General features: G+C 62.4%; 12 protein-coding genes. 7 read left to right on the forward strand and 5 right to left on the reverse strand.

Going from position 1 to position 11689, the window contains the following annotated elements:
- The first annotated feature begins 65 nt into the window (after positions 1–65).
- From accC to AWB74_RS39170, 6 genes are all read left to right on the forward strand, one after another.
- Positions 66–1433, forward strand: coding sequence for an acetyl-CoA carboxylase biotin carboxylase subunit (accC, locus tag AWB74_RS39145; RefSeq protein WP_061151946.1), 1368 nt, complete (start codon positions 66–68; stop codon positions 1431–1433).
- 24 nt (positions 1434–1457) lie between these two features.
- Complete coding sequence (prmA, locus tag AWB74_RS39150) at positions 1458–2360, forward strand: 50S ribosomal protein L11 methyltransferase (protein ID WP_061151947.1); 903 nt, start codon at positions 1458–1460, stop codon at positions 2358–2360.
- A gap of 48 nt (positions 2361–2408) precedes the next feature.
- Entirely contained in the window at positions 2409–3776 is a 1368-nt protein-coding gene (locus tag AWB74_RS39155) for a zinc-ribbon and DUF3426 domain-containing protein (RefSeq protein ID WP_061151948.1), read from the forward strand.
- 140 nt (positions 3777–3916) lie between these two features.
- The gene (gene tpx, locus AWB74_RS39160) at positions 3917–4417 is read left to right on the forward strand and encodes a thiol peroxidase (protein WP_061151949.1); all 501 of its coding nucleotides are present in this window, start codon (positions 3917–3919) and stop codon (positions 4415–4417) included.
- Positions 4418–4535: 118 nt separating this feature from the next.
- Positions 4536–5474, forward strand: coding sequence for a carbohydrate kinase family protein (locus tag AWB74_RS39165; protein ID WP_061151950.1), 939 nt, complete (start codon positions 4536–4538; stop codon positions 5472–5474).
- Positions 5475–5491: 17 nt separating this feature from the next.
- Positions 5492–5971 (forward strand): outer membrane lipoprotein, encoded by a 480-nt coding sequence (locus tag AWB74_RS39170; protein ID WP_008342914.1) that lies wholly within the window; start codon positions 5492–5494, stop codon positions 5969–5971.
- A 247-nt stretch (positions 5972–6218) separates the two neighbouring features.
- Here AWB74_RS39170 and AWB74_RS39175 read toward each other — a convergent pair whose 3' ends face one another.
- The 5 genes from AWB74_RS39175 to AWB74_RS39200 form a co-directional block, all read right to left on the reverse strand.
- Complete coding sequence (locus tag AWB74_RS39175; RefSeq protein WP_087039452.1) at positions 6219–6887, reverse strand: histone H1-like DNA-binding protein; 669 nt, start codon at positions 6885–6887, stop codon at positions 6219–6221.
- A gap of 30 nt (positions 6888–6917) precedes the next feature.
- Positions 6918–7247: a hypothetical protein gene (locus AWB74_RS47775; protein ID WP_087039453.1), complete on the reverse strand. Its 330-nt coding sequence runs from the start codon at positions 7245–7247 to the stop codon at positions 6918–6920.
- A gap of 104 nt (positions 7248–7351) precedes the next feature.
- On the reverse strand, positions 7352–8593 hold the full coding sequence (locus AWB74_RS39185; protein WP_061151951.1) for a ribonucleotide-diphosphate reductase subunit beta: 1242 nt from the start codon (positions 8591–8593) through the stop codon (positions 7352–7354).
- Between the two features lie 293 nt (positions 8594–8886).
- The gene (locus AWB74_RS39195) at positions 8887–9096 is read right to left on the reverse strand and encodes a hypothetical protein (protein ID WP_061151953.1); all 210 of its coding nucleotides are present in this window, start codon (positions 9094–9096) and stop codon (positions 8887–8889) included.
- Positions 9097–9264: 168 nt separating this feature from the next.
- A complete protein-coding gene (locus AWB74_RS39200) occupies positions 9265–9477 on the reverse strand; it encodes a DUF3820 family protein (RefSeq protein ID WP_061122485.1) in 213 nt (70 codons plus the stop codon).
- A 122-nt stretch (positions 9478–9599) separates the two neighbouring features.
- Here AWB74_RS39200 and AWB74_RS39205 point away from each other — a divergent pair, with 122 nt between their 5' ends.
- Positions 9600–10997, forward strand: a complete 1398-nt coding sequence (locus tag AWB74_RS39205) for an MFS transporter (protein ID WP_061151954.1) — start codon at positions 9600–9602, stop codon at positions 10995–10997.
- The last annotated feature ends 692 nt before the right edge of the window (positions 10998–11689 follow it).

Here is an 11689-nt window from a genome sequence, read left to right on the forward strand (position 1 = left end):
GAAGCGCGCCGCCGATTCGATCCCCGAGGGCCGCTCACGCGAGCCCGTTGATGAGCCGACCCACTATGTTTGAAAAAATTCTCATTGCGAACCGCGGCGAAATCGCGCTTCGCATCCAGCGCGCGTGCCGCGAACTGGGCGTCAAGACAGTCGTCGTCTACTCGGAAGCCGACAAGGAAGCGAAGTACGTCAAGCTGGCCGACGAAGCCGTGTGCATCGGACCGGCGCCTTCGAATCTCTCCTACCTGAACATGCCGGCGCTCATCAGCGCGGCCGAAGTCACCGACGCCGAAGCGATTCACCCCGGCTACGGCTTCCTCTCCGAAAATGCCGATTTCGCCGAGCGCGTCGAGCAATCGGGCTTCACGTTCATCGGTCCGCGCCCCGAAACCATCCGCCTGATGGGCGATAAGGTCACCGCCAAGCAGACGATGATCAAGACCGGCGTGCCGTGCGTGCCGGGTTCGGAAGGCGCGTTGCCGGACGATCCGCGCGAGATCGTGAAGATTGCGCGCACGATTGGCTACCCCGTCATCATCAAGGCGGCGGGCGGAGGCGGCGGGCGCGGCATGCGCGTGGTGCACACCGAAGCAGCGCTCGTGAACGCGGTCAACATGACGCGCGAGGAAGCGGGCCGCGCCTTCGGCAACCCGCAGGTCTACATGGAGAAGTTCCTCGAGAACCCGCGCCACATCGAGATTCAGGTGTTGTCGGACTCGTTTCGCAACGCGATCTGGCTCGGCGAACGCGACTGCTCGATGCAGCGCCGTCACCAGAAGGTGATCGAGGAAGCGCCCGCGCCGGGCATCGCGCGCCGGCTGATCGAGCGAATCGGCGACCGCTGCGCCGATGCGTGCAAGAAGATGGGCTATCTCGGCGCGGGCACGTTCGAGTTCCTGTACGAGAACAACGAGTTCTACTTCATCGAAATGAACACGCGCGTGCAGGTGGAGCATCCGGTGACGGAGCTCATCACGGGCGTCGATATCGTTCAGGAACAGATTCGCATCGCCGCGGGCGAGAAGCTCTCGATCCGCCAGAAGGACATTCAGTTCAAGGGCCACGCGATCGAATGCCGCATCAACGCGGAAGATCCGTTCAAGTTCACGCCGTCGCCGGGACGCATCACGTCGTGGCATACGGCGGGCGGTCCGGGCATTCGCGTCGATTCGCACGCTTACGCCAACTACTTCGTTCCGCCGAACTACGATTCGATGATCGGCAAGCTCATTGCCTACGGCGCGACGCGCGAGCAGGCGATCAACCGCATGCGCATTGCGCTGTCGGAAATGGTCGTGGAAGGCATCTCGACCAACATCCCGCTGCATCGCGAGATGATGATCGACGCGAAGTTCGTCGAGGGCGGCACGAGCATCCATTACCTCGAAAACAAGCTGGCGGCACGTCAGGCGGCAGTCGCCGAAGAGTCGTAAGCCGTCACTAGCAAGAGAAAGAGCATGAGTTACCGGGAACTGATCGCCGAGCTGGATCGCGAGCACGCCGAAGCGCTGTCGGATGCGCTGCTTGAAATCGGCGCGCTGTCGGTGTCCGTCGAAGACGCCGACGCCGACACGCCCGACGAGCAGCCGCTTTTCGGCGAGCCCGGTCTCGTGCCGGAAAAGAGCGCGTGGAAGCATTCGCGCGTCGTCGCGCTGCTCGCCGAAGACGCCGATCCGGCCGTGCTGCTCACGGCCGCGGCAAACGAAATCGGTTTGCAGAAGGCGCCGGCGTTCACGGTGCGCGAAGTCGAGGAGCAGGACTGGGTGCGGCTCACGCAGGCGCAGTTCGATCCGATCTCCATTGGCGAGCGCATCTGGGTCGTGCCCTCGTGGCACGATGCGCCCGATCCCGACGCACTCGTGCTCGAACTCGATCCGGGCCTCGCGTTCGGCACCGGCAGCCATCCGACCACGCGTCTTTGCATGGAATGGCTGGAGCAATCGGTGAAGCCGGGGCAATCGGTCCTCGATTACGGATGCGGCTCCGGCATCCTCGCGATTCTCGCGAAGAAGTGCGGCGCGAATCCGGTCTTCGGCATCGACATTGATCCGCAGGCGGTCGAGTCGGCGCGTCAGAACAGCGAGCGCAATCATGCGGACGTGACTTACGGTTTGCCCGATGCCTGTCCCACCGGCGAGTTCGATATCGTCGTCGCGAATATCCTTTCCAATCCGCTCAAGCTGATGGCGTCGATGCTCTGCGCAAAGGTCAGGCCGGGCGGCAGGATCGCGCTGTCGGGCGTGCTCGCGCGGCAGGCCGACGAAGTCGCGGCGGTCTACGCGAAGTGGATCGACATCGGCGTCTGGCGCGAGCACGAAGGCTGGGTGTGCCTCGCCGGAACGCGGCGCGAAAGCCTTTAAAATAGCGCCATCCTCCACGACGGCCGTCAGGCCCACGGCACTTCTTATATGGCGCTGGCAACCCGCTGCCCCCACTGCGAAACCGTATTCAAGCTGGACCCGCATCTGCTCGCGCCGCATGACGGCCGCGTGCGCTGCGGACATTGCCAGGAAGTTTTCGATGCCGCGCATCATCGCTTCGAGCTTCCTGACGAGCCGGCTGCGGCAGGCGTCGCGCAACACGCCGCGATCCTCGATGACGACGTCGCCGTCGGTCCCGCGACCAGTTCGGGCGCCGGTCCCGCAACCGCGCCGGAACCGCCCGCGCGCCCGGCGTCGATCCCCGAGACACCGCTGAAGCCGAAGCCCTTGGCGCCGCGCAACCTCGATCTCGCTGCGACCAGGCACGGCGATGCGCCGTCCCCGTCGCCGGGCATCACGCCCGACGAGAACGACGAACGCACCGTGTATGCCAACGCTCCCGGGTTCGCGAACGCGCCAGGGCAGACGCGGCCCACACCGCCGCGCGCCGAGACGGCGCACCATGCGGCGAACGAACCTTCCGCGGTGCCCTCCCAACCCGGGCCTATGAAGCAATTCGTTCGTGTGGGGGCGTCGCATCCCGAAGCGGCGAATTCAGCTCGAACCGGCGCCGATGCACTGTCGTCCGGCGATGAGCCCGCCCTGCCGTTCGTCGCTCCGCTGGACGATCGCGCCGAGCCGTTCATCGGACCGTCTCCTCGAACGGACGAGCCGCCCGCGCGCCCTTCGCCGGAGCCGCCTGTACCATCCGCGTGGCGCGACGACGCCGAGCCCGGCTTCGGTGACAAGCCGCCCGCCGGCGCTCGCCGAACGAGCGCGAACGAAGCGTTTCCGGTCATCCGCGAAACGCGTGAATCGCGCGATTCGCGCGATTCACACCAGCCTCGCGCGCCGGCGCGTGCGGAGACGAGCAAGGGCAAGGGCAAACGCATCGCGGGCATCATCCTCGCCGTGCTGCTGGCGTTGCTGCTGATCGTGCAACTGGCATGGTGGCAACGCGAAAGCGTGATGGTGCTCGTGCCCGGCTCGCACACGCTCTACTCCGATGCCTGCGATCAAATCGGCTGCACCATCTCGCCGCCGCGCGACATCGACGGATTGCAGATCGAGAGCTCCGGTCTGCGCCAGGTCGACGGACCGCACAAGCTCGAACTGAAGCTGTCGCTGCGCAACCGGCTGGATGTCGCGCTCGCGTATCCGGCGCTCGAGCTCACGCTGCTCGACGACAAGAACAACGTCGCGGTCCGCCGCGTGCTCTGGCCGCAGGATTACGCGCGACCGGGTACGATATTCGCCGTCGGCCTCGCGCCGCAAAGTGCGCAACCGGTCATCGTCCGTCTGGATACGGGCGACGCGGTTGCCGCGAATTACCGGGTTCAGGTCTTTTATCCCTGATGCCGCGACGGCCGCGATCTCGAATCCGCGCCGTCCGTCACGCAAGGGGCTGAATCCCGCCGCACGACGCGCGTTGCTGCCCTCACGGCTCGGCACGCGCGATTTTCCCGTCAGCATCTGACAATTCTCTGGAGCGCAACATGAGTCAAGTTACCCTCGGCGGCAATCCCATCGACGTCAACGGCACGTTCCCGGGCACGGGCCAGCAGGCGCCCGAATTCACGCTCGTCGGCGCGGACCTCGGCGACGTCAAGCTCGCCAGTTTCGCGGGCAAGCGCAAGGTGCTGAACATCGTGCCGAGCCTCGACACACCGACCTGCGCGACCTCGACGCGCAAATTCAACGAAGCAGCGACGAAGCTGAACAACACGGTCGTCGTCGTGGTCTCGGGCGATCTGCCGTTCGCGGCGAAGCGCTTCTGCACGACGGAAGGCATCGAGAACTGCGTGACGGCATCGACGTTCCGCGGCCACGAGTTCGCGCAAGCCTACGGCGTGGACGTGACGAGCGGCCCGCTCAAGGGCCTGACGGCGCGCGCGGTCGTCGTGCTGGACGAGAACAACAAGGTGCTGCACTCGGAACTGGTGTCCGAAATCAAGCAGGAACCGAACTACGACGCAGCGCTCGCCGCGTTGAAGTAAGTCTTGCGATGGACCGCCCGTGTTCCGGGCGGTCCGCGCATACGAGGCGCTGTGAGAAACTCGCCGCGCGCCGTATGCGCATTCTCTTCTCCGGTTCCCAACGATAAGGACGTTCGCCTTGGCTACGCTCATCTGCGGCTCGCTCGCCTACGACAACATCATGACTTTCCAGGGCCGCTTCGGCGACCACATCCTGCCGGATCAGGTGCACATGCTGAACATCAGCTTCCTGGTGCCGACGATGCGCCGCAACTTCGGCGGGTGCGCGGGCAACATCGCGTATGCGCTGAAGCTTCTCGGCGGCGAACCGAAAATCATGGCGACGCTCGGCGCGGCGGACTCGCAGCTCTACATCGACCGGCTCGACGCGCTCGGTTTGTCGAAGGAATACGTGCGCGTGCTGGCCGACCAGCACTCGGCGCAATGCTTCATCACGACCGACCTCGCGAACAATCAGATCACCGCGTTCCACCCCGGCGCGATGATGGAATCGCACCTCAACCGCGCCGACGAAGCCCAAGGCATCTCGCTCGGCATCGTCGCGCCCGACGGCGCGCAAGGCATGCGCGAGCACGCCGAAGGCCTGTCCCGCGCGGGCGTGCCGTTCGTGTTCGATCCGGGCCAGGGATTGCCGATTCTGGAAGGCGTGGAACTTTGTCGCATGATTGAACTCGCCACATACGTGGCGGTCAACGATTACGAAGCCAAGTTGCTGAGCAACAAGACCGGCTGGTCGATCGAAGACATCAAGAGCCGCGTCGACGCCCTCGTGGTTACACGTGGCGAACACGGCGCGCAGTTCTATCATGAAGATGGCGTGCTCGACGTTCCCTCCGTGCAGGCGCGACAGGTGGTCGATCCGACCGGTTGCGGCGACGCATTCCGCGGCGGTCTGTTGTACGGCATCGAAAACAAGCTTGGCTGGGAGAAAACGGGTCGTCTCGCAAGTCTGATGGGTTCGCTGAAAATCGAACATCAGGGGCCGCAAACCTACGCGCCGACGCGCGCCGAAATCGAAGAGCGTTTCAAGCAGGCTTTCGGAAGCAGCCTGTTCTGAGTGAGTGGAGTAAAGGAATGAAAACGGTAAGTCGTATCGCGTTGGCAATGGCGCTCGTCGGCTCGGTAGCGCTGACGGGCTGCGCCTACAACAGCAGTTCTTCGGACGTCTACACGGCGTCGCAGGCGCAGCGCGAGGAAACGGTGCGCATGGCGACCGTCGAAAGCGTGCGCGGCGTGAAGATCAGTTCGAACAACGGCCAGCCGACCGGCCTCGGCACCATCGGTGGCGGCGCGCTGGGCGGCGTCGCGGCGGCAAGCGCGATCGGCGGCGGCAACGGCTCGATCATCGCGGGCATCATCGGCGGCCTGGCTGGCGCCGTGGCGGGCAACGCGGTCGAGAACAGCGTCGCGATGAAGAACGGCCTGGAGATCACGGTGCGTCTCGATAACGGCGACTTGCGCGCCATCACGCAAACCGCGAACGGCGAAGTCTTCCAGGCGGGCGAGCGGGTGCGTCTGCTGTCGAGCGGCGGCGTCACGCGCGTCACGCATTGAGGCATTCAGCGGACGAATAGGCGTCACGCCGCAAGGCGCGCATGTCGTTCGAAACAAGCGCATGTATCGAAAGATGCATGCGCTTTTTCTTTGCCGCGCGAAAGCCGTGCGCCCGCAGCTCGATGCGATTCGTTGGCCGAAGTGAAAAACCCGCCGCTGAGTCTCCTCAACGACGGGTTCAGGCCGGGTAGGCCTACCCGGCTAAGGGCACAGCGAAGTGTGCCTGGGTAAAGCGTGCTGCAAGAAGTTACGGACGGCTGCCCGTCGGGAACGGCCATGCCGCTGCCGGATTCAACGCCGTCTTGACCGCAGCGGCCGGAGCCGGTGCCGGCGCCGATACGGTCGTTGCCGTCGTGGCAGGTGCAGCAGCCGTCGTCTTCTTCACAGCAGCGGCCTTCTTCGCCGGAGCTTTCTTCGCGGGGGCCTTCTTCGCAGCAGGAGCAGGCGCAGCGGCTGCGGTCTTCGCAGCAGCCTTTTTCGCGGGAGCCTTTTTCGCAGCGGCCTTCTTCGCTGCGGCCTTTTTCGCGGGCGCCTTCTTGGCCGCGGCCTTCTTCGCAGGCGCCTTCTTCGCTGCAGCCTTTTTCGCCGCTACCTTCTTGGTCGCGACCTTCTTCGCTGCGGCCTTTTTCGCCGGAGCCTTCTTTGCCGCGACCTTCTTCGCCGCGACCTTCTTCGCCGCTACTTTCTTTGCAGCGACTTTCTTTGCAGCGACTTTCTTGGTTGCCACTTTCTTCGCTGCGACCTTCTTCGCTGCTACTTTCTTCGCTGCTACTTTCTTCGCCGCTACTTTCTTCGCTGCAACCTTCTTCACAGCGACCTTCTTAGCGGCAACCTTCTTGGCCGGAGCGGCCTTCTTGGCGGTGACTTTCTTTGCTGCAGCCTTTTTCGCGGCGGGTTTTTTCTTGGCAACTGCCATGATTTTCTCCTTCAGGTTTTCAGATGAGAGTCAGTTCAAACAACACCCTTCGTCAAAACCCGCTTCCCGCGTGTCGCCTTCTCGACAGCGCACGCTACGAAGCGGATTATTCATCGGCGTACGCTGATCCCACCTGCTTACGCTAATGAATACGGCAAGGCGCGCCGTGCCCCGAGGCACCGCGCGCCAAATTGAGTCAGCACCGCCTCTTCGCGGCGCCGGCCATCGCTTGATCGAGCCAGCGAGCTTGCCGCTGGCATTTTCCGGGGGGAAGTTTGCCCATCCCATTGAAGGGATCGCAAAACGCCTGTCTTCTATTCGAGCCACTCGGCCCGCCAAGTCAGTAGGCGCACTTTGCATCAGGCGACCGTTCTCCTAAACCTTGTCGGCCGGGCGCGCGTAATCGACACGCTGCTGCCCGTCCGCCCCATCGATTTCGTCTGCAACACGTCCTGGGCTTGTTGTTATTCCCAGGTCAGCGCGCCGCCGGTTTGATACTCAATCACGCGTGTCTCGAAGAAGTTGCGTTCCTTCTTCAAGTCGATCATTTCGCTCATCCACGGGAACGGGTTTTCCTCGTTCGGGAAGAGCGGGTCAAGCCCGATCTGCTGGCAACGCCGGTTGCAGATGAAGCGCAAGTAGCTCTTGAACATCGACGCATTCAGGCCGAGCACCCCGCGCGGCATGGTGTCTTCAGCGTAGCGATATTCGAGATCGACAGCCTGCTTGAAGAGCTCGCGGATCTCGGCCTTGAATTCGGCGGTCCACAGTTGCGGCTCTTCGAGCTTGATCTGGTTGATGAGGTCGATGCCGAAGTTGCAGTGCATCGATTCATCGCGGAGGATGTACTGATACTGCTCCGCCGCGCCCGTCATCTTGTTCTGGCGACCCAGCGCCAGAATCTGCGTGAAGCCCACATAGAAGAAGAGACCTTCCATGATGCAGGCGAACACGATCAACGACTTCAGCAATTTCTGGTCCGCTTCCAGCGTGCCCGTGGTGAAGGCCGGGTCGGTCAGCGTATTGATGAACGGAATCAGGAACTCGTCCTTGTCGCGAATCGATTTGACTTCGTGATACGCGTTGAAGATCTCGCTCTCGTCGAGGCCCAGCGATTCGACGATGTACTGGTACGCGTGCGTGTGGATCGCCTCTTCGAACGCCTGGCGCAGAAGAAACTGGCGGCACTCCGGAGCGGTGATGTGACGGTACGTGCCGAGCACGATGTTGTTCGCGGCCAGAGAATCTGCCGTGACGAAGAAGCCGAGATTGCGCTTGACGATGCGTCGCTCGTCGTCCGACAGACCGTTCGGGTCTTTCCACAGGGCGATGTCGCGCGACATGTTCACTTCCTGCGGCATCCAGTGGTTCGCGCAGCCGGCGAGGTACTTCTCCCACGCCCACTTGTACTTGAACGGGACGAGCTGATTGACGTCGGTCTTGCCGTTGATGATGCGCTTGTCGGCGACATTGACGCGCGCTTCGCTCTGAGCAGCGATGGCGCTTGCGGAAGGCGTGGCGGTTGCGGGCGGAACGAAGCCATCGGAAAAGATGTTGTTCGCCTGAGCAATCTGATGGGCAGCTTGATGAGCCGCAGCTTGCGCTGACTGCGTACCGAAAGTCGTGCCTTGAGCGTGACGCAACGCGTTCGGTTGCGAAGCGCTCGAGGGAGCTACGGCAGTGGTCTCGTCATCCCAGTTGAGCATAAATTCTCACCATCAATTTAGATCGGTTTGTACCATCTTTTCATGAGCGATAAAAGAGTTTGCTCATGAAAATTCTCGTTTTCATGCGATTTAGATTCGACGTTGCTACCTGCATACAACACTTGGCTCTTCGCTTCATGTTCGAAGCTCGATGCCATGCCTCTCGAATCGTGTGTGAAGCGGTCCTGATCGAGTGATGTCGAAGGCTGCGCGACGTGCTTCGACTGCTTCGTATCGATGCCTCGAAAGCCCCGCCGCATAAGGCGTTTCGGCTGATGCTCGATGCGCGGTCGCTATCGTGCGCTGCGCTTCACTGCGAACATCGACTCGTTGCTGCGTTCGATGACGAACGCATCGAAGCGTGACTCGTTGCGTTCGTCGATCCATGTCTCTCGATGACACTCGATGCGATGCAAACATGCGTCGACGAGCGATCGATTTGCCCGCGCTTCGATGACCTTCGATTGCATGTCATCGAACGCACTCTGCTTCACTCGAAACATGCTCGCGCGAGCATTCGAACGACGCTCTGTTGCCTGCTCCGCGCTTCGAATCCGTTGCCGAAGTCTATCATTCCGCGTCTCTTATTTCCACAATATCTTGTGCTTGCAAAACATGTCGATACAACCTATAGCGTGTTTACGCGGCGATGCGTCATACCGCGGAAACGCTCATCGGCCACGCAAAGGATCGAGCAGCGAGCGCAGATTGTTGTGGTCGATCTCATGCATCAATGCGAGCAGCGCACCGAGCTTGCCCTCTGGAAAACCCTCACGCGCGAACCACGCGAGATAGTGACCAGGCAGATCGGCGAGCACGCGATCCTTGTACTTGCCGTAGGGCATCGTCTGCGTGACGAGCCGTTGCAGATCATGCGGGTCCATCGCTTCTTCGTTCCTCGTTCAATGTTCATCGCAGCACGTATCGCGCCTTGATCCCTCAGCGACTGCTCCATATCGGTGCCATAATCGCCGCTCTTGCCGCCAAGAGTCGATCGCGATTCACCATGCCACTTGCCGTCAAAGCTTTCATTGCCCCTCTCATCGTCGCGTGCGCGATGTTCATGGAAAGCGTCGACGCCAATGTCATCGTCACTGCGATTCCTGAAATGGCGCGCGCCTTCGGACGCGATCCCGTCACATTGAAAGTCGCCGTCACGAGCTATGTGCTCGGGCTCGGCGTCTTCATACCGATATGCGGCTGGGTCGCCGACCGCTTCGTTGCACGCGCCGTGTTCCGCACGGCCATCGGCGTGTTCGTCGTCGGCTCGCTGCTCTGCGCCGCATCGACATCGCTCGGGCCGTTCACCGTCGCGCGCTTCATCCAGGGCGTCGGCGGCGCGATGATGGTGCCCGTCGGCCGCATCATCATCTTTCGCTCGGTGCGCCGCTCGGAGTTCATTCGCGCGATGAACTATCTCTCCGTGCCCGCAATGCTCGGACCCGCGGTAGGTCCCTTGCTCGGTGGCTTCATCACTACCTATCTGCACTGGCGCCTGATCTTCTTCATCAACATTCCGATCGGCATCTTCGGCATCTATCTGACCAACCGCTACATCGCGAACTCGCACGAGGAACATCCGGGCCGGCTCGACTGGTTCGGCTTCTTCCTCTCGGCGGGCGCGGGCGTGCTGCTGTTGCTCGGGCTCTCGCTCGTCGGCGGCGAACTGATCCCGCAAGGCACCGCCTACGCGATGTGCGCCGCCGGTGCGCTGATGGTCGTGCTGTACTGCGTCCACGCGCGACGCGCGGAGAAGCCGCTGCTCGACCTGCGCTTCTTCCGCGTGCCGACGTTCCAGGCGAGCGTCCTCGGCGGTTCGATGTTTCGCATCGGGCTCGGCGCCGTGCCGTTTCTGCTGCCGCTCGCGCTGCAGGAAGGGCTCGGCATGAGCGCGTTCAAGTCCGGCGCGATCACCTGCGCGTCCGCCTTCGGCGGCATGTTCATGCGCTCGTTCGCCTCGCGCGTGCTGCATCGCTTCGGCTTCCGGCAGACGCTCTTCTATAACGCTGCGTTGTCGGGTATCGCTATCGCGGCGTGCGGCGCGTTCTTTCCCGGCACGCCGACCTGGGTGATCTGGGCCGTCGTCCTGCTTGGCGGCTTCTTCCCTGCGTTGCAGTTCACGAGCCTCAACTCGCTCGCGTATGCGGAGATCGAAACACGCGATGTCGGGCGTGCGACGAGTCTTGCCAGCTTCGTGCAGCAGGTGTCGCTCGGTCTTGGCGTCACCGTCGCGGGCATCACGCTCGAGCTCTCGCAGTATCTGAACGGTCATGCGAGCGTGCAATGGTCCGACTTCTGGCCTGCGTTTGTCGTCGTCGGGTTCTTTTCGTTTCTTTCGATGCCGATTACTGCGCGGCTCGCGCATGATGCCGGGACGGAGATTTCGCGTGGGACGCGGGGGTGAGGGGCTTTTGTTGGTGTCTTGCTTCTGCTGCCTTCTTACTTCTTGTTCAGTAACCGCCTCCCCGGCGGAGGGGTCACTTTCTTTGCTGCTGCAAAGAAAGTAACCAAAGAAAGCAGCTTCTCACCGCCCGCGGTCACACGCACGTTGGCCATTTTTCTCCTCGGCGATCGGCCCTCGCCTAAAGAATGCCCTCATAGGCCCAATCGGACTTGGCTCGCGCACGGTCTGACACGCTAGAACGTCAAGCAAGCCGGTTCAGCACGAAACAGTTCCGGCACAGCGCTGCGCGCTGCCGTAGGGTCTGCAAGGGAAACCAACGGGCAGCGCGCGCAATGAGATGGAAGCCCCGGCAAAGAGGCACGCACCGACCGCATCGATCACACCAACCGCGCCCACGCGATTGACCCATCGGCCGCGAAGCGGGCCGGAGCAGTTTCGTGCTGAACCAGCTCGCTTGGCGTTATCGGGCGGCAGACCGTGCGCGATCCACGCCCGATAAGACCTTCGAGGACACTCGCTACTCCGGGTTCCATTCAACCAATCGCCTGTGCCGCGGCCGGCGTGAAGTGCTTAGGCTGGGGATAGCTGCTTTCTTTGCCTACTTTCTTTGCAGCAGTGTATAGACCGGGGACATAGTTGACAGATTTGGCGGGGACATGGTTGACACTTTGGGCATCGAAATGCCTGGACTG

This window comes from Caballeronia arvi, from assembly GCF_001544695.2.
Lineage (GTDB): Bacteria > Pseudomonadota > Gammaproteobacteria > Burkholderiales > Burkholderiaceae > Caballeronia > Caballeronia arvi.